This window comes from Levilactobacillus sp. FUA 3915 (assembly GCF_044053135.1).
GTDB classification, from domain to species: Bacteria; Bacillota; Bacilli; order Lactobacillales; family Lactobacillaceae; genus Levilactobacillus; species Levilactobacillus lanxiensis.
Genome location: NZ_CP168704.1, coordinates 1,746,649 through 1,769,774, shown reverse-complemented (window position 1 = coordinate 1,769,774; position 23,126 = coordinate 1,746,649). Strand labels below are relative to the sequence as shown.

Genomic DNA, 23,126 nt, shown 5'->3' with positions numbered 1-23,126 from the left:
CTCTTTAGCGTGTAAATGTATGGTCCAAGTCCGGCGCACCAAGTTTTTACTATGGTTCATGTCAAAACATCTGTCTTTTTGATTGAAAAAGCTGGTGGGAGAAAATCTTCGGATTTTCCTTCCACCAGCTTTTAATTTAAAAATTTATGTCACCAGTTCTTGGGGTTCTACACAACTACCAAATCAACGTCACATCATCTGCAAACGATTCTTGGCGTTGCTTAATATCGTCCACTGTCCAGGAACCCGTTGCCAATTGATCGGCTAAGGCCTGGTTGCCCTTTAAGCTGGACTTTCTTAACTGATTAGCAACCTGATCACTGTCCTTGAAGTCGGAAGCCACTAGATTCTTCTCTAAAATAGTCCAGTTGCCGATATACGTTTGGTATTCACCGACTTCTGGCGCCGTACTCAGCTGAACCAACTGATAGTTGTCATCATCAAAGACCTTGTCATAAAGGTCATCATTGAAATCATCATAATGAACCTCATACAACTCCGACAACAAGTAAACCAGCGTCCATTTCTTAGCACCACGTAAGCCACCGTCTTTGCTCAATACGCTAAAGGCTGCTTCCGTCGCTTCATCCGTCTTAAGTAATCGGTTGTTCATGCCGGCAATGATATCATCAACACCAGCATATTCCAACGACCAAATATTCTTAGCAATTTCGGAAAAGCCAGTTTCTAGTTTGTTCGTTCCATCATTAATGATCGTCCGGTGACGAATAAAGACGGAAATAATTTTATTCACAACTTTTAAAATATCGGCCTCTGTGTAGTCACAATGATACATGGCCATTACAATTGGGTAATACAGCATCACCCGCATCCGTGATAAAATGTCTAACCGACGCGTCACACCGGCGTTGCTAAAGAACGTCGTGTGAGCCTTAGGTGCCATGGGGCTTTCCAAGACTGTGTACAGATCAACCAAGTTATCCAAATTCTTCAGAAAAGCCCGAGCCTGGTTAACGTCGCGCACCTTATCACTGACTGCGCGATACAACTTGGCTTCCGACACAATTTTATATTGAGCGGCCCAGTATGTCCGGATGAACCGCGTAATCCGGTTACTATTGCTATCCAGTTTGTCCGTAATACCACTCCACAATTGGTTGGCTTCTTCAATATCTTGGCCCATTAATGACATCAAATGATTCTTAATAATGTCAGAGGCCTTCAAGTCCTTGCCTCGACTGTTCAACGTTTCAAAGATGGTAAAGGCGTCCTGTAAGCTGGGGGCAGAGATCATGACAATATAAAAATTATTAACGAATAGTTCAAAGATGCTCTGCAGCTTATCGATCCGATCGCTAAGCCGAGTCTCTTCCTTCAGCGTCTCCCAAACTTTTCGCTCCATATCATGGTAGGCCGTCTGCATGTTTTGCATGGGTTCGGACGCCACTCGATCATCCCGGGCGCTCTGGCTACCATGCGTTAAATCAAAGAAATACTCTTGTAGTGGCTTTTCACCAACGCTATCGGCACCTTGCTGGACCGTTAATGATGGACTAATGCCTTTATTCCCACGAATAATTTTATCAACCTGACGACCAATTAAACGCAGGTCATCCCCACTGTCTAAGTTAACCGCGCTGTCATTGCCCTTAAAATTATCGGCATACATCTGCATGGCAATGTCACGAATGACGGCTAAGAAAATGGTGCTCGTCGTCAGCCGTTGCTGGCCATCGATAATTTCTTGTTCTTCCTTACCGTTCTTATACGTCACAATTTGACCAAAGAAATGGCTACTTCGTTCACCATCAATCAAATCTTTCAAGTCATCCCAGAAATCCTCAACTTCATTTTTACCCCAAGCATAATTCCGTTGGTAAATTGGCACAACAAAGTTATTATCATTGAATAAACCATTAATCCGGAACCTTGAAGGCTGCGGGATATCAACAAATGAGTCCATTTTTCTACCTCGAATTCTTTCTATAATTAAATGTTATTGACGATCAGATATGTACTTTAAAAAGGTTGATTCAATTATACCTGAACAGTCCATCAAATTAAAAGACATCACTGTAAAATAACAGCAATGCCGCATTTCTCTCGAAACCTGCAAGCATCAATTCCATAGGCACCACTAGACTTTGCTATAATAAACCCAAAACAACCAGAAAGAAGGCCCCACCCATGACCCCCATCCCCACCTACCTCGCCGCCGTCGCCACTGAACATCGCTCCCAGCTAACGGAACTATATCACTTCTTACAGAACCAGCTCCCAGATGCCACCGAGAAACTCAGCTACGGCATGCCCGCCTTCTTCGTTGCCGGCAAGCCGGTCATTTATTTTGCCGCCATGAAGCACCACCTCGGACTGTACCCGACGGCCGCGCCCATTGCCCATTTTGCCGATGACCTTACTAACTTCAAGACCTCTAAGGGTGCCATCCAATTACCCTATGACCAACCTTTGCCCACCGCCCTCGTCGCCCAGCTCGTGGCGTTTCGCGTCGCTGAAATTCAAACTGTCGACTGACCTAATTTTCTGGCCAGCCGGCTTTTTTTCACGCTATCGGCACCTTACTAAAATGTTTACCCCAAAGTCTAAAAAAATTCACGATTAGCGACCATACTTAGCGCAACTTAAATTTGGAAGGATGATTCTGATGCAAATCTTTGATGTCACCGATGAGCGCTTTCGCCCATACGGCCGAATTGTTCACGCTGGCGACCTGGATGAACTGCTCACCAACCTCGCTGCCGTTCCCTATCCCGCTGAAAAGACGAAGGCCGTGGCCAACAAGACCTCCCTCGCCGATACCAAAGCGGCCCACCGCTTGGAGCAAACCTTCTTCGGTGGTCTGCCGACCGAGACCGGCTACTGCATCGGGCACAATCACCTTCTGAATAGCCTCGAATTCCACAACAGTTCTGAAATTAACCTCGCCGCCACCGACCTGATCCTGCTGTTGGGCAAACGTCAGGACATCCACGAGGACCTGACCTACGACACCGACCAGCTAACAGCCTTCCTGATTCCTAAAGGCACGGCCATTGAGCTCTACGCCACCACCCTGCACGGTGTGCCCTGTGAGGCCCCCGGCCAGGATGGTTTCCGTTGGCTGGTCATGTTACCAGCCGGCACCAACCGCGACCTGGAATTTTCCGTCAACCATGACGATCCGCTAAATCGGCTTCTCTTCAAGACCAACACCTGGCTGATTGCCCACCCCGACGCGCATATAGACGGCGCCTTCGTCGGTCTCGTCGGCGAGAATGTTCAGGTTTAGCCATCTTTCAACTAAAAAATTTGTCGCATAAAAAATCGTGAACTGAGCCCATCCCAGTCCACGATTTTTTCAATCCACAATTATCAAAATTCTAATTCAACGTTCCCTCAATCGTCGCCACATCCCCCTGCCCGTCGCGGTCCACGATGGCCGTGATGGCCGCCGTAATCCCCCGAACGTCATCCGCCAAGGACAACGACGGTTGGCTTGGCCTAGTCGTCACCTGACTGGGGAGAAACGGGATGTGCATGAAGCCCGCCCGCAACTGCGGAAATTCCGTGGCGCGCAGGTACTGGACCTGGTACATGATGTGGTTGCAGACGTAGGTCCCCGCCGTGGTCGACACGCTACTCGGCAGCCCCGCCGCCCGAATGGCCCGGGCCATCGCCTTGACCGGCAGTTGGGTGAAGTACGCCGCAGCCCCGTCCGCCTGAATCGGCTGGTCAATCGGCTGTTGTCCGGCATTGTCCGGAATCCGCCCGTCATCCAGATTGATGGCGACCCGCTCCGGCGTCAAGGCTGCGCGCCCACCGGCCTGGCCAATATTCAACACGACATCTGGTTGTTCCGTCAAAATAGCCTGCCGCACCACCGTCGCGCATTTGCCAAACACCGTGGGAATCTCCAGCTTCACGATTGTCGCGCCCGCAACCTCATCTGGTAGCTGCTTAACCGCGGCAATCGCTGGATTCATGGGCTCGCCGCCAAACGGATCAAACCCCGTGACTAAAATTTTCATATTCTCGGCCTCCTATTATGAGTATTTGATGAGAATTATACGCCAGTTCAGCCAAAATTGGTCAAAAAAATCAGGCAACCAACATAACGTCGGCTACCTGAGTTTTAAGTTGCTTACTTATTTTACAGCGTCAATCACAAACAACCGTGAACTAAAGTCCGCCGACTCCTCGACACCCTCCGTCGAGGCCAGAAGGTGCGGAATGAACAGGCCGACATGCATCAGCTCATCGCCAAAGTACACGTGCTGGTCGCCGGACACCCGATACTGTTGGTCGGGCAGGAGTCCCCGCAGATACAGCCGATTGTAGGCTGGATTGGGCCGGTTTAAAATTTGGTAGCGCGCCGCAATGGCGTGTTGGCCGTCGGGACTGACGACCGCCCAGCTACCCACGTTGCCATCCCCGGTAAAGGGATTGTCGATGCGGTAGAACGTGCCTTGCTGGAACAACTCGCGGTGTTGCTTGTAGAACGCCACTTGTTCCTTAATGGCCGCCTTCTCCGCGGGCGAACATTTTGTCACGTCCAGCTCGTAACCCAGGTCGCCAAAGTAGGCCACAGCTGCCCGCGTTTCAATCGAGGTGATTCGGCCAGTCTGGTCGTTTGGCACAGCCGAGACGTGCGCGCCCATCATCGCTTGCGGGTACCCGTATGAGGTGCCGTACTGAATCCGCAGCCGCTCAATGGCATCGGTATCGTCACTGGTCCAGGCTTGAGGCGCGTAGGCCATCATGCCCAGGTCGAACCGACCACCACCGGAGGCACAAGATTCAAACAAGACTTCCGGATAGTCCGTGGTCAGCCGCGCGTATAGCCGGTAAACGCCCAGCATGTAGCGGTGGGTGAATTCCAGTTGCTGGTCGGCCGTCAGCGTGGCACTGTAGGCTTCCGTGATGTTCCGGTTCATATCCCACTTGATGTAATCCAAATGCGCTTCCACAATCAATTTACTAATTTTGCCATAGAGATAATCGACCACGTCCGGGTTGGCCATGTCGAGGACAAATTGGTTCCGGCCCGGCGTCTTCTCGCGGTGTGGCGCCACGACCAACCATTCGGGGTGGGCCCGGTACAGGTCACTATCGACGGAAATCATTTCCGGCTCGAACCATAAGCCAAACTTGAGGTCCATGCCATGAATCTGTTCGGCCAGGTGGGCAATGCCGTTCGGCAACTTGGCGGCGTAAACGTCCCAGTCCCCTAACGACGTGGTATCGTCGTCCCGGTGGCCGAACCAACCGTCATCGAGAACAAACATTTCAATTCCTAATTTCTTGGCATCACTGGCAATCGCCGTTAGCTTGGCTTCATCGAAGTTAAAGTAGGTGCCTTCCCAGTTGTTGATCAGCACAGGCCGTGGCTCTTGCGCAAACCGGGGATTGACCAGGTGATGCTGGTAGAAGGCCCCCATCTGCTGACTCAGTTGATTCAGGCCGGCCGACGTGTAACTCAGGATGGCTTCCGGCGTTTGGAAACTGCTTCCCGCCGTCAGCTGCCAGCCAAATTCGGTTGGGTTGATGCCGGTCAAAATCCGGGCGGCCCCGTAGGAATCCACCTCGATTTGATCCAGGAAGTTCCCGGAGTAAACCAGGTTCAGGCCAATCGCCGCCCCCTGATCCTCGGTCGTTTCGGGTCGTGCCAAGGCGATGAAGGGGTTCTGTTGCGGACTGGATGCGCCCCGCAGGCTACCAATGCTCTGGGTGCCGCTGTGTAACGGCGACCGCACCAGGTGGCGCTCCCGGGCCCAGCTTCCAGAGAACTGGAGCAGGTCATACTTGGCATCCGGCAAGTCCAGTTGCAGGCTCAAGGCGCGGTCCAACATCACCGTTTGCTCACCTTGATTGTCAAATTTAGCACTCCGGACAATTACGTCCTGGTTAGGGAACACGGCGTAACTCAGCGTCAACGTGACGCCATTCACCGCATCTTTCAGGGTGACTAGCAGCGTTTGCGCGTCGTCGTCCGAATCGTCAAAGGTCGCTGGCAAATCAACCAGTCGCTGCTTACCATCAATAATTTCATAATCCTGATACTGAAATTCACTGATACGGCTGCCATCCGGTCCGGTAATCTGAAACGCCGGGTCGCGATAATCGCCCTTGCCCAGGCTAGCAAACTCCTGCTTCAACGTTTCCGGCTGGAAGTCTGGTTTATCCAACCGCCAGGCCGGGGCGGCCCCGTGAACCTCGCGGACCATCAGCTCAGGATAGGCGGCTTGGTCGTGGATACGGGGGCCGTAGTAAAGCTGGCCCAATTCCCCATTTTCCATCACATGAAAGACATAACTACTGTGCGCCGTTTGCAGGTGAAACTGGTGCTGGTTAACTAAGATTGACATGATTGTGCTCCCTTCAATTGTTTTGACCTCTATACGTATCGTAGCATATTTTGTAAGCGCTGACATCTCAAACTGAACAACATCTGAGTGATACAACGATAGCCACGGTCGTTCTGAAATTGGAACGGTTCCCCGCCAGCCAGCGTCGTATCAGTGGACAAGTTGCCCACTAAATGCTAAGCTATTTTTCAGCGAAATATCGCGACAGCGCTGTTATATCACCCGTTCAGCGGTAACAGTGACCACTCAAAAATAAAATCAATAGGCACTCTGCACACCGGAGGAATAATTTTGACAAACGAAGCATTTTTACTGAACGCCATTCAATGTGCCTCACTAGACCAACTCATGGCTTTGATTGCTCATTACTTAGAACAACCCGTCTCAATCGTGGACCAAGCCGGCGCGATTATCAGCCAGAGTCCGACTGCCGGCGACCAACCTGATCAACCACACCCCCGGACCCTATTAAATTCACAAGCGCTGCATCCCTGGTACCTGGTTCGGCCGCAAACCCAAGCCATCCCCGCAGACCAGCTGCGGCTTGTCTTGCAGGTCATCAACAACTTCACCGACCGGTATGCACTCAATCCCACTCAACGTGAGGTCAACACGGTGCTGGCACAGCTCCTACAGGCCCCTGACCAAACAGACACGCACCTGCTCCGATCACTGGTCACCGACAAAATCGTCTGCGTCACGGTGAGCACCGAACCGGGAATCGCCCATCCAGCCGAGCTGATGACCGCGCTACAAACCTTAGCGGCACCACTGCCCCTGACCGAAACGCCGGCCGGCTTGGTCCTGCTTCTGTCAGCCAGTCAGCTACCCCGGGCCCAGGCCGTTTTGACCAAGCTGGGCAAGCAGTCCCACCACGTCTTCTTCATTTCCGAACCGTACGAAGATGTGGCCCAGACACCCGAATTTCTCAGCATCTGTCGCCAGGCCGAACAGATTGCGCGGCGTTTAGGGACAGTTACGGTACTCAACCCCACGCAAAAGTACAACATCTACATCATTTTGGACCACGTGGATAACAGCACGCTCTTGAAAAACACCATGTGCACGCAGCTGTTCACGTTACGGCAGTACGACGAGGCCCAGCACGCCGCGCTCTTCCACACGTTGGCCGTCTATTTGGAAAACGACTGCCACGTCACCAAGACCGCGGCCAAGCTCGATTTACACCGCAACAGCCTGGGCAAACGGCTCACCAAGATTCAAGACCTGATCGACATCGACTTTGACAATCCCGACCGAACCTTCGGCATGCGTCTCAGCTACCGCCTGTTCAATTACCTAGCACTCTAATCACGAAAGGAACCTGACTCATGGCATTAACACAGTTAAATTTGGGAAGCGAGCTTGGCCTAGATGTGCTCCACCAACGCTGGTACGCCTTGATTCTGTACCAACTTGATCCCGCTCCCACGGACTTCATGGAGCTTCGCCGGACCGTCCGCGGTATTTCCACGTTCAACCTCTTACTCCGGCTGAAAAAGCTGAGCGAACTTGGCCTGATTGAAACCATCCCCGAGGACGACTACAGTTACCGGTTAACCACTGACGGCGCCACGTTTCACGCGATTCTGACGACGCTGGAGGACTGGGGCAATCTGCAGCTAACGCGAGAACTTTCCCGCTAAATTCCAGCTCAGTCCCCCCATTTGAATACACCAAAAGCGGTTGGACTAACCTCATGCCAACCGCTTTTTTGACGTCAATTCACTTACTTGTCATTCTCGTCTTTGTTCCAAGTCTTTTCCAACTCATTCACAATTTCCGCATGCTTTTCTTCAGTAATCTTGACCTTCTTCAGGAAAATGAATGTCCCAATCAAGACGGCAATCGCTGGTCCAACCACCATGATCAGCTTAAAGGTCATGACGTTGCTGGCGGTAATGTCGGTCACTTTGGCGTTGCCAGACATCCCGGCAAGGACGGCCGTCATCCCCGTAATCCCAGTAACCACGGCGCCGGCACACTTATCAATCAGTGGACGAACGGAGAGAACCAGGGATTCGTCCCGGTGACCCAACTTCAGTTGCCCATATTCCACGATATCGGTGAAGGTCATCAGCACAACCAGGAAGATCAGGGGTTGTGGCAGGTTAAACAGCGCACCCGCTAAGATGACCAGCCAAACGTTTTTGTCGGCAAAGGAGAACAGCGCCAACGCCACTAAGAGAATCACGATACATGAGACAAACACGTTCCGCCGTTTAAATTTCTTGGCTAAGGCTGGGAACATGGAAACAGCCAGCAGACCGATCACCATGTTGGCCATCCCCAGAATGGAGAACATCGCCGCGTGACCCAGCACGTAGGTGAAGTAGTACAGCATCAGGGAGTTGGTCAGATAAGCGCCCATCCCGTAGAGCAGGTAGGCAAAGGATAACCACATCAGTTGGTCGTTGTGGACCAGGACACCCAGCACTTGCTTAAAGCCAGTTTCTTCCTTGTTTTCCCGCAGTGGTGATTCCACTTCACGGGTCCCAAAGCCAATAGAAAGCGCTCCCAAAATTGCGATAATGGCAGCGATGGCGGCGTAGATAAACCACCCACGGGAGTCCCCGGTACCCCCTTCATTACTCTTAGAGAAGAAGAGAATAACCGGAATAATGGTCACGGTCACAATGGTCCCACCTAAGGTCGAGCCAATCCGCGCGATGGTTGCGGTCTTTTCCCGTTCCAGAGAATCGAAGGACAGTGCGGGTAACATGGACCACAGGCCGATATCTTTGAATGAGAAGAAGATATCCATGATGATGTAAATAAAGGTGAAGACAAACAGGTACATGAATGGACTTTCCGTCAGGCCCCAGAGGTTACTGAACAGAAGCATCATGCAGACCCCGGAAATCAAGGTCCCAATGATCACCCATGGCTTGAACTTCCCCCATTTGGTATTCGTCTTATCAATCGTGTTCCCAATGAAGGGGTCAATGAACAGTTCGGCGATCCGCAGAACAAAGATAATAGTCGTCATAATCCCGATCATCCGGTTATTGGCGGCGGTATCGCTACCGTTGAACAGGTGATTGGTCACGAACATAATAAAATAGCTATTCATGACTTGATTAAATAAATCGTGACCAAAGGCCCCAAAGGCATACGTGGTTCGCGTTAAAATTTTGTTTTGCTTGACGCTCTGATCCATTTCCATGCTTTCATCCTCGATTCTATCAATTAATTACAGACGCCGATAAGCCGGTAAACTACTGAGGGTCACGGGCACATCCACTTCGGCCGGACCGGTGATGGTTGCGGCGGTCTCGTCCGTCACGGACTGCCACTGACCCGCTGGGAAATACACGGACTTGGTCGTCGCGTGGGCTTCCAAGACTGGGGCTACCAGTAAGGCGGGGCCAAGCTTGAACTGACTCTTCAGGTAGGCTTGCGGCGTCTCTGGATGGTCATAGGCCATCGTTTGAACAATGGGTTCCCCTGTTTTAGCGGCGTGTTCCGCTAATTTAATAATGGTTGGCGCGAATTGTTGATGCAGGTCAGCCGTCTGCCGACAAATATCTAAGTGTTCCTGGTCCAGGACCCGCCACGGTGCCAAGGAGAATTGCATCATTGGCATCAACGCGGAACACTGTGCCGAGCGCACGATGAGCTCCTGATCAAAGGTCTCAAGGGATTTCAGACTGCCAATCTCCCCGCCACCAATCATGTCAGGACAACTGAAGTAATACCCCATCAACCCCTGCGCAATGGTATCCGGAATCAATTCGGACAACCCCTGTTCACCCCAGGCGAATTGCTTATCCTGTAAGCGGTTTACCAGTGCTGCGCCCTGATTCTTGTAGAGCGCTCGGAATTCATTGTAAGGGAACTCCTTGCCAAACTTGCCCCACAACTCGGTCTGTTGGACCGGGGATAAATTCATGTGAGACACGTCATCGTCCCGGTAGAAGTAACTATCGCCGGCATCCAATTTGAACCCGTCGACCCCAGTGGTTTCCTGAAGGTTTTGCAGCGTTTCCTTGAACCATTGATAGGTGGCCGGATTGCTGAGATCCAGAATGGCGCTGTAGCCGTTCCACCATTCGCGGACGACTGGCTTGCCATCTGGGCGTTTCAACAGCATATCCCGGTCCCGTAAGTCACGGAACTCTGGTGAATCTGGGCTGACAAATGGGCAGGCCCAGACCATTACTTTAAAGCCCAAAGTATGTAGCTCTTGAATCATTGCCGGGGCATCTGGGAACTTACGCGCCGAGAATTCCCACCGACCATAGTAATCCGCCCACAAGTCATCGATCATGATGATGCCGGCCGGAAAGCCGTTAGCCACAATGCTGTGTGCATAAGCTAAGATGTCGGTCTGATTCTGCTTGTACAACAGCTCCATCCAGGTATTCCACTGGGGAAGCTCAAAGAACTCTTGTGGTGGCAGGCTGCCCAACTCGAACGTATGCTGCGCTAGCCATTGCTGTGACCCCTTGAGACCATCATTGCCCGCAACTAATTTGACGTGATCCTGCGTGACAACGTTCAGGCGGTCCCCACTAACTGTCAGTGAAAATGGCGTCTGACTGGTCAAGACGCGACCCTTGGACGAAATGAAGGCTGGCGCCACCTGATTGTACGTTTCCAGGTGGAACAGGTCTAACTTGTACGAACTCCCTTTGGTCAAGGGATACTGTGAGCCAGCAAAAATGTCGCCCCCATACCACTCCTCTCCGGTTAAAATTTCAATTTGAAGTGGTTGCTTTAGGTTGGTCGTTAATTCGTTGACAGTGATCATCACAAAATTCCTTTCCAATGCTAATTTTTAAAACCCGACTCCGCACACATCATATCGAATGAGCAGGCAAAATAACAGTAAAGTGAATCGCTTTCATTTGACCCCCTAAGACATCCCCGCCCCTAATTAGTTAAATCACTTACTTTACCGGTCTAAAACGAACGTTATGTATTGATTCCGTATGCTTTCTGTATCATTTTCATTAACCCTACTGACTTTGTAAACGAGGTCGGTTATGATGAAAACGTACCTGAAAGTTGAAAACAACTCGACACGTTCAAGATGAAAGGCGGAATTTTCATGAAAATGCGACAACGCACCTGGACCCGCAAAGCTGCTGCGATGGTTTCCCTTGCAGCCGTCACTTTACCCCTGATGACCACGGTCGCCCAAGCCAAAACGGTCACGGACAACCTGACCCCACAAGCTGCACCTTACGGCTACTTTGTGGACACGTACCAAGCCAACGTCAGCAAGAACACGACCCAACAAAACAATCCGGTCGTGGGTGAAATGGCTGAATTTTCTACATATTGGGCAGACGGCAAGAAGCTGAACGAAGGCCTGCTGGCACAAAACGTGGCCAAAGCAGCCGATATCACGCAGCACAGAAATGACACCGAGGCCGAGCGTTCCTACCTCACCGACCGGCGGGACCTGCGCTACAACCTGATCTCCGGCTTAGGACCTTACGCCACTGCCTTCGTCAAGAACGCCGATGCCCAAACCGATTTCAACTCGATGCCTAGCGAACCGCTTCCCGCTAACGCGCCTTACAGCAAGGTCAACTGGGCTTCTACAACCTCAACGCTCGGGCCCCTGGTCCAACTCGTGAACACCACGGCCCGCTCACCATTCTCCGGAACCGGTGTGGTGAAGCACGTGGTGAAGTACGTCCGGCCTTACCGTCAGAGTGATCAAGTCAAAGTCGTGCCCGCCCTGTCCAAAGTCATGGCCGCTGCCAAGGCCGACGACTACGACTTCCCTAGTGGCCACACGACCGCCGCATTTGAAAGTGGGCTGACACTGGCCTACGCCGTTCCTGAACGCTTCCAGGAACTCCTGACGCGTTCTTCCGAAGTCGGCTACGACCGCGTTCTGGCTGGCCGGCACTCCCCACTCGCCGTCATGGGTGGTCGGATGGTTGGGACGGCCATGACCGCCGCAACCTTGAACGACAGCAACAACCGCGACCTCATGAAGCAAGCTTACCAAGTGGCGCATTCTGACGCCTTGCTTGGTAGCAAGGACACCACCGCAACGGATACCTTCAGCGATTACCAAACGAACCGTGACGCCTACCGCTTCCGAATGACTTACGGCTTCAACCAAACCGGCGACACGACCCAAGCGATGCGCGTGCCTAAGGGCGCCGAAGTTCTGTTGGCAACCCGCCTGCCTTACTTAAGCGATACCCAACGCCGTGACGTGCTCTACACGACAGGAATGCCTTCTGGCTACCCTGTGATGGACGACGCTGAAGGCTGGGGTCGGTTAGACCTCTTCTCCGCTGCCAATGGTTACGGTGCCCTGAACGACAACGTTACCGTCAACATGGATGCCAAACAAGGTGGCTTCAACGCCAAGGACAACTGGCGAAACGACATTGCTGGTCAGGGTCAACTGACCAAGCAAGGCTCTGGACGGTTGATTTTAAGCGGCCACAACAGCTTCAACGGCACGACTTTGAAGGCCGGGACGTTGGAACTCGCGAACGCAACCGCAGCCGGTACCGGTAACGTTAAGTTGGCCGGTGGTGTGCTGCAACTCAGCACGGCCAAAGTTACCGTCAAGGGCAACTACCAACAAAAGGCTGGTCAACTGAAATTGGCTCGCAACGCCCACGTGACCATCAAGAAGACGGCCAAATTGGGTGGCACTTTGAAGCTGACCAAGGGGAGTCTCAAGAATGGCACCAAGCTCCTGACCTTCCACAAGCGGACGGGTAAGTTCACCCACGTTTCTGGTCTGCCTAAGGGCTGGCACATCAGCTACACCAAGCACGCTGTTAAACTCGTTAAGTAATTTTATCAAGGCATGACAAAGGGACCGCAATGACTGGTATTGGCCAGTTATTGCGGTCCCTTTTGCATGGTCTATTCTTTAAATTGAATCCGAACGTAATCCCGGTAGATTGGTAAGCTAGCCATCAGTTCTTGGTGCGTCCCGTTACCGCTAATGTGGCCGTCCTCAACAAAGTAGATGTTGTCCGCGTCCACGATAGTACTCAACCGGTGGGCAATGATCAGCGTTGTTCGGCCCTTCATCAGTTCCGTCAATGCCTGTTGGACCATGGCTTCGGACTCTGAGTCCAAACTAGCCGTGGCTTCATCCAGCAATAAGATCTTCGGGTCTCGCAGGAAGGCGCGGGCAATCGCCAGCCGTTGGCGTTGACCGCCACTCACCTTCACGCCCCGTTCACCTACCTGGGTGTCCAGGCCGTCAGCCATGTTGTGGACAAAGCCATCCGCGGAAGCCAACTGTAAAACGTGCCAGAGTTCCGCGTCACTATAGTTCTGGTCCGCCCCGTAGGTTAAGTTGTGCCGGATGGTCCCCGCCATGATGGCCGAGTCCTGACTGACATACCCAATTTGAGACCGCCAATCGCTCAGGTTAAACGCCTCAACGTCCTCACCACCAATGGTGACCCGTCCCTGTTGTGGGTGGTAGTAACGTTCAATCATCCCAAAGATGGTCGACTTCCCACCACCGGATGGCCCGGCAAAGGCCACGACCGTGTTGGGTTTCGCTTCAAAATTCACGTCCCGCAAGACCGGTTGCCCGTCATCCTCGTAAGCAAAGTCCACGTGTTCCATGGCCAAGGTCTGGTCGGTCACGGACTGGGTTGGCCCACTGGTCAGCCGTTCTTCTGGTTCTGCCAGTAAATCCCGAACCCGTTCGGTCGAGCCGTTGGCTTTGGACAGGTCCGTAAAGAACCGCGCTAACGTGCCGGCTGGGCCGATGATTTGAAAGAGGTACATCAGGAAGGAGAACATGGTGCCCATCGTCATGGTGCCGGCCGATACCCGAGCAGCCGCGTAGGCCAGGACCCCAACAAAGACCGCCAGCATGGCCGCAGTCATGGCCGGCCCTGCGATGGAATCGTAAATGGCTTCCTTCAACCCAATGCGGTACAGATCATTGATCTGGGTCGCGCCGTTTTGCGTTTCATACCCCTCAGCGTTAGACGACTTCACCAGTCGAATCTCACTCAGCGTTTCGTCCGTGGCACCGCTAAACGTGGCCATAGCATCCTGCCGTTGATGGCCAATTTTCCCGGACTGCCGCATGATGGGGAACATCACCAGCATGACGACGGGAACGGCGACGAACATGATGGTCGTCATCCGCCAATCCATCAGGGCCATAATCACTAACGCCCCCACTAGTTGGAGTAAGGAAGTGACCATCTGGGGAAACGAGTTGGCCAGTAGATTCTTGATCTGCATGGTATCGTTGACCAGCCGGGAAGTCATTTCCCCGGTCTTCACGTTGTCAAAGTAGCTGACCCGTAACCGGACTAATTTTTGCCACAAGGTCTCGCGTAACCGGGCCACGACGTTTTCACCGAAGAACCCCAGCAGTGCGCCGGAAATAGCACTCACGACCGCACTCACAATAAATAACACGATGACCGTTATCAACATGGGTTTGTTCAGCGCATGACCCAGTCCGTTGATTAATGATTGTGCCAGCTTGGGCACCGCTAACTGTGCGCCCGTGGCAAGTAAGCCTAGGAACAGGCCGACCCACAACTGCCAATACTTCGGCTTCGTTTGCCGAATCAGATGTAAAAATCCTTTGATATCAAACTTGCCAGTCGGCCGTTTGCGGGCGGTCGCCGGTGCTGCCATTCTGTGTTCCATTTCTCTTATGCCTCCAGCACTCTCTTAATTAGCGACGATTGCTTACCAGCGGGGCCGCTGTCCCATGGGTCCCATGCCGCGGTGGGGCCAGTTGTGGTGATTGGGCATGAACTCATCCATCTTCAAATCGCCCACGTGGTGCGTCACCTTCGTCAATAGGTCACGCAGTTGCGTTTGTTCTTCATCGGATAGACTGCCAAATAACTTTTCGGACCAATCGTCGACGCGCTCGTCATATTGGTCAAACATCTGGCGCCCCTGGTCGGTCAATTTAACAATGACGGCCCGCTTGTCGTTTTCACTCGGCACCCGTTCCACCAGTCCCGCATCCGCCAACTTACTGATACCGGCACTAACGGAACTGGGCCGGATATCTAGCATCTCGGAGATATCCGCGTTGGTCAGCCCATTCTTGGCCTGATACAACAGGTGGAGCAGCCGCATTTGACCGCGACCCCCACCGGGTCCTCCGTGACCGCCCATCCCCGCCTGATGCCCCACGGACATGATGAAGGCCCGGTTCTGTAGTAACTTGCCAAACGTTTGCATTAACTCACGACTTTTTTCACTCATCGAAAATGCCTCCTCGTTCTTGATGGAAATTATATTATCACGATAGTTAGCTTTTGTAAACTAAAACTAACTACTTTTGAACTATTTTTTCTGGGCAAGATAAAAGGCCGTCCACGTAAGGGCGGCCTTGAAATTTATCCTTAAATTTTATCCCCTAAACCTTAGCCACGGCAAAGTATCGGCCGTCGGGGTCCGGAAAAGCAAACGTGGGTAGTCCATTGTTATCAGCGATTGGCGTGGCGCCTGCCAATTTTTCATGTAGGGCGTCAAAGTTGTCGCTGAAAAACATGAGCGAAGGCACATCGTCGAGGACCTCCGGAGAAAACTTTTTGATGAAGTCCCGTGAGAAGAATGAGAGCTCGGTGCCGGCGTTCATCTGGAGCACAATGTTCTGTGAGCCATCGGGCAACGCATTCGTCGCCACTATAGGCAGGGCAAAGTTCTCCTGCCAAAAATTAACAGTCTGATCAACATCGGTCACGTAGAGCATGATGCGGGTCTTATTCATCGATTCACGTCCTTTGAATTTGGTAAAACCTAGTCTACCCCAGCACCGAATCAAAAACAATTTAGACAACTTGCCAAATAACCCTAGCTATTCCACCGCAAAACAGTTATGATAGGTCATGCAGGTTTGCGCCTGCCTAGTTGCTCTGTACATTCCAGATGTAACCTATGGATCAACTAGTTGCCCTCATCTCGGATTGATGAGGGCTTTTTTGTACGCTTTTAAAAAACGCCAACGAGGTCATCCCTCACTGGCGTTATTTTCTCGTTAAGCTTGAGTCGTCCACGGTGAACTGTTAAAAATCCAGAACACCCCATACCGATCGATCACGGTGCCCATCTTATTGCCCCAGAACTGCGTCTTGTACGGCACCTTCACGGTCACTTGCCGCGAAGCCACGACCCGCTGATACAGCTTGAGCAAGGCCGCTTCGGCTGTCGGGTCCTGACTGTTAATATCCAACATGACCGATACCTGATTGGACGACTGTGGTTGGTCACCCGAAGCATCCGAGAAGCAGAAATTCAGGTCCATGATCTTGAATCCCCCGTAAATCGTGATATCGGCTAGGTTCGTGTCTGGCGGGAGATTCAGGGCTTGGGCCTGTTGTTGATCAGGACTCAGTCGATAGACCTCGGTCGCCCCAAAAACATCTTGGTAGTAGGCAACGGCCTCTTTCGCGTTGGCAAAGGAAAAATAAGGTGTGGTTCTGGCATCCATCGTGAACATCTCCTTAATCGTCTTAGCTTCATTAAACGAGTTGCCCACCAAACTGTCAAGTGACGTTACTCATTGACAGCTAACCCCATTTCGGCCACACTAATTAGAGACTTAACAAAGGAGGCACTCCCGTTGGCATGGTTTATTGTTTTATTCGCGGGCTTTTGTGGTGGCTTGGTTCAAGGCCTGACTGGCTTTGGCGCCGTCATCATGATGATGATTTTTCTACCGAATATTCTGCCCATCGACCAAAGTGCTGGGGTGGCCGGTTTGATGATGCTCGGCAGCGTCATCACCCTGGTCTATCGTAATCGACACGAAATTCGACTGACCCGCATTATCATTCCCTTTCTGGTTTACGCCAGCGTAGCGACCTGGTCGGTACATCTCGGCCACGTTCTGGATGTCCACCTCTTACGGATGTTGCTGGGAGGCCTGTTAGTCGCCCTCTCCATCTACTTTACCTTCAGCAAGCGACAAGGCGACAGCCAGTATCCCTGGTTCATCGCCGGGCTTTTTATGATTATCTCGGGATTCTTCAACGGCTTGTTTGGGATTGGCGGACCGCTAATGGCGCTCTACTTTCTCTCCAAAGCCCACTCGATGTCCCAGTATCTGGCGGACCTCCAAACATTTTTCCTGATTGACACCTTCTACATCACCAGTCTGCGGGTGGCCAGTGGTATCGTGACCATTCACCTGGTTCCCCTGATTCTGATTGGCATGGTCGGCGCCATCACCGGGACCATGATTGCCGCCCACCTGCTGAATCGCCTGAACGTGACGACCATGAAACGCCTGATTTACGTGTTCATTGGTCTCAGTGGACTCTATTACTTATTTATTTAAACTAAAAGGAAGCAACCGTGCTGGCTGCTTCCTTTTTTGGGTTTCACTACAGTTCAGGTGAAATTAAGATTTTGACTTGAGATTTGTCAACAGCCAACGTCTTCACCCCATCTTCAATAGCCCGATCAAGTGGGATTTTCTTCGTAATAATTTGATTAAACAAGTCTTGGTGTTGATTAATAATTTGCATAACAGCTGGGTAATCATTGTTGTAACCCAGCGTTGTCAAAATATCTAACCCCTGCATAATTAATCGGTTAGTCACATCCACCGTAATTGACTTAGCAAATAGAGCAATCAACATCACTTTACCTGCCTTTTTGACCGAGCGAATTGCGGTATCAAATGTTGCTTGAATACCAGCAGCATCGTAAACAATATCGACACCACCTGGCACTGCCTGCTTAATCGTTGTCGCAACATCGTCCTTTTCAGGATTCAATAGATCAGTCAAACCTAACTCTTTTGCTTTTTGTAATCGTTCCTTAGACACGTCAGAAATGAACACCCGAGTTGCCCCAGCAATCTTTGCCAAGGCCGCCGTCAATAAGCCAATCGGGCCGGCCCCCATAACTGCGACAGTTTGACCTTCACGTAGGCCACTCTTTTTAATAGCTTCGTATGCAACCGTCGTCGGTTCTGTGACGGCCCCTAATTCATAACTCATACCAGCTGGCATCTTGTGAGCAAAGAATTCACGAATGTTGGCATACTCTGCATAGCCACCGTCATCGGAGAAACCAATGAAATTACTACTACCGTCATCGCCAATGGCATTTTCGCAAAGATTATATTTTCCTGCACGACAGTTATCACAATGACCACAAGCAATCAGCGGTTCCACCGCAACTGGATCGCCCACTTTCAACTGGGTCACTGCCTGACCTACTTTGACAACTTCACCAGCAAATTCATGTCCCATTGTAATCGGGAGTTTCTTACCGCTAAGAGGATGCCGACTAGTCGGAAGGGTCAACCCTTCTGAATATTCATGCAAATCACTTCCACAAATCCCACAAAATTTCACCTTGATTTGGACCTGATCATCATTGGGCTCAGGGATGGTCACGTCTTCTAACCGAACGTCTTGTTTGCCATAGACTCTAACTGCTTTCACTGTTAGGAACCTCCTCAAAGATAGTATGTGAATTATGTAACTAATGATAGTATAGCTCTTTCAAAAGGTTAGTATCAAACATTTCCCCTCAATCAAAAAGCCCGACCTAGTCGGATTCGACCGGATCAAGCTTCGAAGACTTTTTCAATTGACGGGCCAGCAACCAGCAGACGAAGACCATCCCCGTCGACAATAGGTAGCTGAACTTGATTCCGACCAGCTGGCTGTTCATCGACCAGTGAATGTGGCTGGTACTGGTCAGACTAATAATGGCCACCAGGAGCGCCGTCCCAAAGGAAGCCGCCACCTGGCGCAACGTGTTGTAGACCGCGACCCCATCGGGAATCATTGGCAACGGCAACATCGACCAGGCGTGCGTCTGAATCGGAATCAGGACCAAGACCAGTCCCAGTTGCCGAATCGTTTGCCCCGCGACCACGTAGGCCATTGAGGCGTGACTCCCCGTGGCGCTCAACATAAGCGAACCACTCATGTCGATGGTCAGGCCAATCATGACCATCCGGCGGAAGTTATATTTATCATAAAAACGCCCACTCAGCGGCGAAATGATGGCCGTGCAGACCGACCCAGGCAGGAGTGTCAGCCCCGAGACGAAGGCACTTTGGTGAAACACGTTTTGGACCAGTACCGGAATGATGATGGCGTTCCCGTACATCGTGACCATCAGTAACATGTTGATGATCAGTGGTAAATTAAATTGGCGATAACGGAACACGTGCAAATTTAATAATGGATAGCGCTTGGTCCACTGGCACTTGACGAACAAGCCCAGCAGAATCACGCCGGCCACCAGGGGCACGACGCCTTTTACTGACCAGAACGCCGTCTCCCCCACGTTGGAGAAGCTATAGAGGGCTAACGTCAAACCGAACCCAGACAGCAGTAAGCCCGTTCGGTCGAGACGTTGCTTATGGAGTTCCCCCACGTTGCGCAAGAATTTGGGCGCTAAAATAATGTCGACCACCATGAGTGGCAACGTCAGGCCAAATAAGTATTGCCAGCTCAGGTGCGTCAGGATGACCCCGGCCACAGTGGGTCCGAGGACCGGTGCCAGGTTCAGCGCCAGCCCGACGATGCCCATCGCCGCGCCCCGTTCGCTGGGCTTGGTCGACGTCATCACGACCACGTTGACCAGTGGAATAATAATCCCGGCCCCTAGCGCTTGAATCATCCGACCAATGATCAGGACGGGATAAAGCTGCGCCGTGGCCCCAATCAGGGAGCCGACGATAAAAATCAGTGACGCCGTTAAGTACAGTTGCCGCGTGGTGTAGCGTTTAATCAGGTACGCCGTGGTCGGAATCATCAGGGCATTAATTAGTAAATACCCGTTGTTGAGCCACTGTCCCTGGGCGGTCGTAATGTGAAACGCCCGCATGATGGCGGGTAAGGCGGTGGACATCAGCGTCTGGTTCAGCACGCTGAGGAATGCCCCCACCATGATGAGGCTAAAGGAGAAGCGGTTCTTATGCATATGTAAGTCAAACGACCTTCCAGAGAATTTAGTTGACAAAAGCAACTTATCTAATCATAATGGCGATAGTTGCCTTTGTCAACTACAGAAGGAGCCCTGCCATGAATAATGAAGCCATCACCCAAATTCGGGCATTCGACCGTTTCTATACCCGAATCTTTCACCTCGCCGATAAGTACCACCTCAAAACAAATTTAACGCTACTGGAAGCCCGCATCCTTTTAGAAATAGGCGAGCACCACCGCGACACCGCCAGCCTCCTGATTCAGGAACTGACCGTGGACAAGGGCTATCTCAGCCGCGTCCTCAAGCGGTTGGTGGAACAAGACTTACTGCGCCAAACACCGGACGAGACTGACAAACGAGCCAAGCGTCTGTCGCTGACCCCCACCGGCCAGGAGCAATTGGCCCTGTTGAACCAGCGGGCCGACGACCAGGTCGCCACCCTCTTCGCTGGCCTATCCGCGGCGGAAACGCAGCACCTGCTGGCCGCCATGCAATACGTGGAGGACCACGTGCATTTACCCCAAGACTAGTAAAAGCCCTTGAACGTTGCCGATTACGCGGTCGTTCAGGGGCTTTTTTAAATTGATCTATTAATTTGGAATCGTCTCGACCCACTTCTTCAGCAGGAAGACGTTGATCACAGCCTCAATCACGGCAATGACCAGGATACCGACGATGTTGAGGATAAATTGGCCTTGTCCACCCGTACTCATGATGCCACCAAGGTTGTTGACCTCGTGCAGCATGAAGGCAGCAACCCGCACAACCAGGTAGATGACGACCACGTAGAGCACCACGTTGATGGCCCGGCGGCTCACATTTGGCAAGAAATTGTTCGTCGCGCTAACCACTAAGTGGACCAGTGAAATCGTGGTCCAGCCCAGAATAACCATGGCTAGTCCCATCAACAGTAAGCCGATGACAATCTTACCGGCTTCCAGGTTCGTGTACGCAGGCCCCGTGATACCGTCCAAGATGCCCTTAATGAAATCGGCATCAATCGATGCGGTAATCGTGTAGAGCACCACCTGAACAATCCCGAAGTAGAGGTACATGACGAAGGAAGATAGCAAATTCGTGGTATATAATTTCGTCTCGCCAACCGGAATCAGTCGGTAAGTATCGCGCGTATAAACGTGTTCGTTAGCGACTGACATCAAGATAAACACGGCAAGGAAAGCTGGCCCCGACCAAGACGCCGTGACGCCAAAGAATTCCCCGGAAGAAACTTCCCGTGTCGCCACGCTCCACAAAAGGGTAACCGCAATCACAGCCAGTTCCGCCAGGATCACCTTGCTGGTGGTTCGGAACCGGTCCTTACTCATCACTTTAAAAACTGACCCAAAACTAGTCATGCTTGACGCCCCCCTCGTATAAACTTTCGTAGTAAGCTTCGATGCCAATGCCAAATTCTTCACGAATGGCATCGCTTGGCTTGTGGGCATAAATCCCCTGGTCCTTCACAATCACCACTTCATCCAGGATGGGCGCGATTTCTGACACGTAATGATCCGAGATGACCATCGTGGCGTCTTCTGGCTTCCATTTAATAATGCTACTGATAATCCGCTTTCGGCTCATGGAATCAATCCCGCTGAATGGTTCATCCAGCAGGTACAACTGGGCTTGGCGCGCTAAGGTCAAGGCGATAACCACCTTTTCCTTCATCCCCTTGGACAGCGCCCCCAGCTTCAGGCTAGTATCGATCTGTAAGAACGTAATCAGTTCTTCAAACCGTTGCCCGTCAAAGTCTGGGTAGACCGTCCGGTAAAAATTGGCCACCCGGTCGATCCGCGTGTTGGGCTTGAATCCGCGCAGTTGTTCCGTGAAACTGACGTGGCTCTTATGGTGCGCCGCCACGCTGTCACCGCACACGGCAATCGTGCCAGACCCCTTGGCGCTCCCCGTGATCAACCGCATCAGGGTCGTCTTCCCGGCACCGTTTTCCCCTAACAGGCCGACAATCTTGCCCGTCTCCAGGGTCAGGTCAACGTCCTTCAAAATCGTTTTCAAGTTGTGCTTGTAAGTTAATTGATTAATCGCTAACACGTTGGTCATCTCGCTGCCCCCTTTGTGCAATGTATTGTTTCAAGCTCGTAATGATTTGTTCATCGGTTAAGTTAAGTGCGTGTAATTGTTCGTAGACCCGCTCCAACTGTTCCATGACTAACTGCTCCTTTAACTGGGTAATTCGTTGTTCATCCATGGTGACGAAATTCCCCTTTCCCCGTTGAGATTCAAGAATCCCCTCCGTGATCATTTCCCCGAGCGCCCGCTGCACGGTGTTGACGTTAACCGTCAAATCCACCGCCAACTGACGAACGGCCGGCAGCTTGTCCCCTGGCTTTAAAGCGCCGGTCATCATTTCATGATAAAGATAATTCTTGATTTGATAGTAAATTGGCACCTTATCATCAAACTTCATTTGTCCTGCCTCCCTAGTGTTCTATTTGACTATTACACTATAACATGCAAACTGACTGTTAACAAGTCCCTGCCTCTAAAATAATTCCGCTGACACAGTAAAAAGCGCGTCCCAACTGCCTTCGTCGTTACAAACGAATTTTGTTGGAACGTGCTTTTTCACCAAATGTAGGTGATTATTTTTAGAGAATTAAGCCAACATAACTGCCTTCAGCAAGCACTGAATCTACCTAATCAGTCAACGCCAGCAGTCCATTAACAGCCAACCGACTAACCGGACCAGCAGGAACACCAGTAGATTGTGGCCACCACAATGGCATAGTGAGACCACAACCAGGAGCCGGAGGAAGCCAGGACGGAGCCAGCTGTGTCGAGTCTGTTGGTCGGCGTTTTGAGCCGGCTTACAGACTGGGACAACCTTTGAGACCTGCATGATTCTCGCAGGGCTCAAAGTTGAGGTGGGAGCCCGCCCCTCAGGCGGAAACCGGC

Annotated in this window: 21 protein-coding genes; 7 read left to right on the top strand and 14 right to left on the bottom strand. The window is 51.7% G+C overall.

All coding sequences use genetic code 11. The features are described from left to right. Positions 1-175: 175 nt before the first annotated feature. Positions 176-1,924 (bottom strand): DUF262 domain-containing protein, encoded by a 1,749-nt coding sequence (locus tag ACEPST_RS08215; protein ID WP_204121177.1) that lies wholly within the window; start codon positions 1,922-1,924, stop codon positions 176-178. 224 nt (positions 1,925-2,148) lie between these two features. Between ACEPST_RS08215 and ACEPST_RS08210 the strand changes: the two genes are divergently transcribed. Both ACEPST_RS08210 and ACEPST_RS08205 read left to right on the top strand, forming a co-directional pair. Continuing rightward, entirely contained in the window at positions 2,149-2,496 is a 348-nt protein-coding gene (locus tag ACEPST_RS08210; RefSeq protein ID WP_204121178.1) for an iron chaperone, read from the top strand. 130 nt (positions 2,497-2,626) lie between these two features. Next, positions 2,627-3,250 carry a DUF4867 family protein gene (locus tag ACEPST_RS08205; protein ID WP_204121179.1) on the top strand — a complete coding sequence of 208 codons (624 nt, stop codon included), beginning with the start codon at positions 2,627-2,629 and terminating at the stop codon, positions 3,248-3,250. A 91-nt stretch (positions 3,251-3,341) separates the two neighbouring features. Here ACEPST_RS08205 and pcp read toward each other — a convergent pair whose 3' ends face one another. Together pcp and ACEPST_RS08195 are read right to left on the bottom strand one after the other, a co-directional pair. Then, the gene (gene pcp / locus ACEPST_RS08200; RefSeq protein WP_395390650.1) at positions 3,342-3,989 is read right to left on the bottom strand and encodes a pyroglutamyl-peptidase I; all 648 of its coding nucleotides are present in this window, start codon (positions 3,987-3,989) and stop codon (positions 3,342-3,344) included. 117 nt (positions 3,990-4,106) lie between these two features. Continuing rightward, entirely contained in the window at positions 4,107-6,326 is a 2,220-nt protein-coding gene (locus ACEPST_RS08195; RefSeq protein WP_204121181.1) for an alpha-galactosidase, read from the bottom strand. Between the two features lie 291 nt (positions 6,327-6,617). Between ACEPST_RS08195 and ACEPST_RS08190 the strand changes: the two genes are divergently transcribed. Together ACEPST_RS08190 and ACEPST_RS08185 are read left to right on the top strand one after the other, a co-directional pair. After that, positions 6,618-7,637: a PucR family transcriptional regulator gene (locus ACEPST_RS08190; RefSeq protein WP_204121182.1), complete on the top strand. Its 1,020-nt coding sequence runs from the start codon at positions 6,618-6,620 to the stop codon at positions 7,635-7,637. A 20-nt stretch (positions 7,638-7,657) separates the two neighbouring features. Then, the gene (locus tag ACEPST_RS08185; protein ID WP_204121183.1) at positions 7,658-7,972 is read left to right on the top strand and encodes a winged helix-turn-helix transcriptional regulator; all 315 of its coding nucleotides are present in this window, start codon (positions 7,658-7,660) and stop codon (positions 7,970-7,972) included. An 83-nt stretch (positions 7,973-8,055) separates the two neighbouring features. Here ACEPST_RS08185 and ACEPST_RS08180 read toward each other — a convergent pair whose 3' ends face one another. Continuing rightward, positions 8,056-9,492 (bottom strand): glycoside-pentoside-hexuronide (GPH):cation symporter, encoded by a 1,437-nt coding sequence (locus ACEPST_RS08180; RefSeq protein WP_204121184.1) that lies wholly within the window; start codon positions 9,490-9,492, stop codon positions 8,056-8,058. Positions 9,493-9,519: 27 nt separating this feature from the next. Further along, a complete protein-coding gene (locus tag ACEPST_RS08175; protein WP_204121185.1) occupies positions 9,520-11,079 on the bottom strand; it encodes a glycoside hydrolase family 31 protein in 1,560 nt (519 codons plus the stop codon). Between the two features lie 300 nt (positions 11,080-11,379). Here ACEPST_RS08175 and ACEPST_RS08170 point away from each other — a divergent pair, with 300 nt between their 5' ends. Further along, the gene (locus ACEPST_RS08170) at positions 11,380-13,104 is read left to right on the top strand and encodes a phosphatase PAP2 family protein (protein WP_204121186.1); all 1,725 of its coding nucleotides are present in this window, start codon (positions 11,380-11,382) and stop codon (positions 13,102-13,104) included. 71 nt (positions 13,105-13,175) lie between these two features. On the opposite strand, the gene ACEPST_RS08165 is transcribed toward ACEPST_RS08170, so the two are convergent. From ACEPST_RS08165 to ACEPST_RS08150, 4 genes are all read right to left on the bottom strand, one after another. After that, entirely contained in the window at positions 13,176-14,945 is a 1,770-nt protein-coding gene (locus ACEPST_RS08165; RefSeq protein WP_204121187.1) for an ABC transporter ATP-binding protein, read from the bottom strand. Positions 14,946-14,987: 42 nt separating this feature from the next. Then, positions 14,988-15,518 (bottom strand): MarR family winged helix-turn-helix transcriptional regulator, encoded by a 531-nt coding sequence (locus ACEPST_RS08160; RefSeq protein WP_204121188.1) that lies wholly within the window; start codon positions 15,516-15,518, stop codon positions 14,988-14,990. 154 nt (positions 15,519-15,672) lie between these two features. Next, a complete protein-coding gene (locus ACEPST_RS08155) occupies positions 15,673-16,026 on the bottom strand; it encodes a VOC family protein (RefSeq protein ID WP_204121189.1) in 354 nt (117 codons plus the stop codon). A gap of 267 nt (positions 16,027-16,293) precedes the next feature. Further along, the gene (locus ACEPST_RS08150) at positions 16,294-16,746 is read right to left on the bottom strand and encodes a VOC family protein (protein WP_204121190.1); all 453 of its coding nucleotides are present in this window, start codon (positions 16,744-16,746) and stop codon (positions 16,294-16,296) included. Positions 16,747-16,878: 132 nt separating this feature from the next. Between ACEPST_RS08150 and ACEPST_RS08145 the strand changes: the two genes are divergently transcribed. After that, the gene (locus tag ACEPST_RS08145; protein WP_204121191.1) at positions 16,879-17,595 is read left to right on the top strand and encodes a sulfite exporter TauE/SafE family protein; all 717 of its coding nucleotides are present in this window, start codon (positions 16,879-16,881) and stop codon (positions 17,593-17,595) included. Positions 17,596-17,641: 46 nt separating this feature from the next. Here the strand turns inward: ACEPST_RS08145 and ACEPST_RS08140 are convergent, their stop codons facing one another. Both ACEPST_RS08140 and ACEPST_RS08135 read right to left on the bottom strand, forming a co-directional pair. Further along, a complete protein-coding gene (locus ACEPST_RS08140) occupies positions 17,642-18,712 on the bottom strand; it encodes a 2,3-butanediol dehydrogenase (protein ID WP_204121192.1) in 1,071 nt (356 codons plus the stop codon). A gap of 106 nt (positions 18,713-18,818) precedes the next feature. Next, positions 18,819-20,207, bottom strand: coding sequence for an MDR family MFS transporter (locus ACEPST_RS08135; protein WP_395390649.1), 1,389 nt, complete (start codon positions 20,205-20,207; stop codon positions 18,819-18,821). Between the two features lie 101 nt (positions 20,208-20,308). On the opposite strand from ACEPST_RS08135, the gene ACEPST_RS08130 reads away from it, so the two are divergent. Next, positions 20,309-20,743, top strand: coding sequence for a MarR family winged helix-turn-helix transcriptional regulator (locus ACEPST_RS08130; protein ID WP_203643428.1), 435 nt, complete (start codon positions 20,309-20,311; stop codon positions 20,741-20,743). 60 nt (positions 20,744-20,803) lie between these two features. Here the strand turns inward: ACEPST_RS08130 and ACEPST_RS08125 are convergent, their stop codons facing one another. From ACEPST_RS08125 to ACEPST_RS08115, 3 genes are read right to left on the bottom strand one after another with little or no spacing between them, the layout of a single operon-like run. Continuing rightward, positions 20,804-21,568, bottom strand: coding sequence for an ABC transporter permease (locus ACEPST_RS08125; protein WP_239064503.1), 765 nt, complete (start codon positions 21,566-21,568; stop codon positions 20,804-20,806). Further along, entirely contained in the window at positions 21,561-22,271 is a 711-nt protein-coding gene (locus ACEPST_RS08120; RefSeq protein ID WP_204121194.1) for an ABC transporter ATP-binding protein, read from the bottom strand. The genes ACEPST_RS08125 and ACEPST_RS08120 overlap by 8 nt, the downstream gene beginning before the upstream one ends. Beyond that, positions 22,249-22,638 carry a GntR family transcriptional regulator gene (locus ACEPST_RS08115; protein WP_395390647.1) on the bottom strand — a complete coding sequence of 130 codons (390 nt, stop codon included), beginning with the start codon at positions 22,636-22,638 and terminating at the stop codon, positions 22,249-22,251. The genes ACEPST_RS08120 and ACEPST_RS08115 overlap by 23 nt, the downstream gene beginning before the upstream one ends. Positions 22,639-23,126 lie beyond the last annotated feature (488 nt).

What these genes read in the sequence shown, in the direction of transcription:
- ACEPST_RS08215 (WP_204121177.1), bottom strand. Translation starts at nt 1,924, where the DNA reads ATGGACTCATTTGTTGATATCCCGCAGCCTTCAAGGTTCCGGATTAAT.
- ACEPST_RS08210 (WP_204121178.1), top strand. Translation starts at nt 2,149, where the DNA reads ATGACCCCCATCCCCACCTACCTCGCCGCCGTCGCCACTGAACATCGC.
- ACEPST_RS08205 (WP_204121179.1), top strand. Translation starts at nt 2,627, where the DNA reads ATGCAAATCTTTGATGTCACCGATGAGCGCTTTCGCCCATACGGCCGA.
- pcp (WP_395390650.1), bottom strand. Translation starts at nt 3,989, where the DNA reads ATGAAAATTTTAGTCACGGGGTTTGATCCGTTTGGCGGCGAGCCCATG.
- ACEPST_RS08195 (WP_204121181.1), bottom strand. Translation starts at nt 6,326, where the DNA reads ATGTCAATCTTAGTTAACCAGCACCAGTTTCACCTGCAAACGGCGCAC.
- ACEPST_RS08185 (WP_204121183.1), top strand. Translation starts at nt 7,658, where the DNA reads ATGGCATTAACACAGTTAAATTTGGGAAGCGAGCTTGGCCTAGATGTG.
- ACEPST_RS08180 (WP_204121184.1), bottom strand. Translation starts at nt 9,492, where the DNA reads ATGGAAATGGATCAGAGCGTCAAGCAAAACAAAATTTTAACGCGAACC.
- ACEPST_RS08175 (WP_204121185.1), bottom strand. Translation starts at nt 11,079, where the DNA reads ATGATCACTGTCAACGAATTAACGACCAACCTAAAGCAACCACTTCAA.
- ACEPST_RS08170 (WP_204121186.1), top strand. Translation starts at nt 11,380, where the DNA reads ATGAAAATGCGACAACGCACCTGGACCCGCAAAGCTGCTGCGATGGTT.
- ACEPST_RS08165 (WP_204121187.1), bottom strand. Translation starts at nt 14,945, where the DNA reads ATGGAACACAGAATGGCAGCACCGGCGACCGCCCGCAAACGGCCGACT.
- ACEPST_RS08160 (WP_204121188.1), bottom strand. Translation starts at nt 15,518, where the DNA reads ATGAGTGAAAAAAGTCGTGAGTTAATGCAAACGTTTGGCAAGTTACTA.
- ACEPST_RS08155 (WP_204121189.1), bottom strand. Translation starts at nt 16,026, where the DNA reads ATGAATAAGACCCGCATCATGCTCTACGTGACCGATGTTGATCAGACT.
- ACEPST_RS08150 (WP_204121190.1), bottom strand. Translation starts at nt 16,746, where the DNA reads ATGGATGCCAGAACCACACCTTATTTTTCCTTTGCCAACGCGAAAGAG.
- ACEPST_RS08135 (WP_395390649.1), bottom strand. Translation starts at nt 20,207, where the DNA reads ATGCATAAGAACCGCTTCTCCTTTAGCCTCATCATGGTGGGGGCATTC.
- ACEPST_RS08130 (WP_203643428.1), top strand. Translation starts at nt 20,309, where the DNA reads ATGAATAATGAAGCCATCACCCAAATTCGGGCATTCGACCGTTTCTAT.
- ACEPST_RS08125 (WP_239064503.1), bottom strand. Translation starts at nt 21,568, where the DNA reads ATGACTAGTTTTGGGTCAGTTTTTAAAGTGATGAGTAAGGACCGGTTC.
- ACEPST_RS08120 (WP_204121194.1), bottom strand. Translation starts at nt 22,271, where the DNA reads ATGACCAACGTGTTAGCGATTAATCAATTAACTTACAAGCACAACTTG.
- ACEPST_RS08115 (WP_395390647.1), bottom strand. Translation starts at nt 22,638, where the DNA reads ATGAAGTTTGATGATAAGGTGCCAATTTACTATCAAATCAAGAATTAT.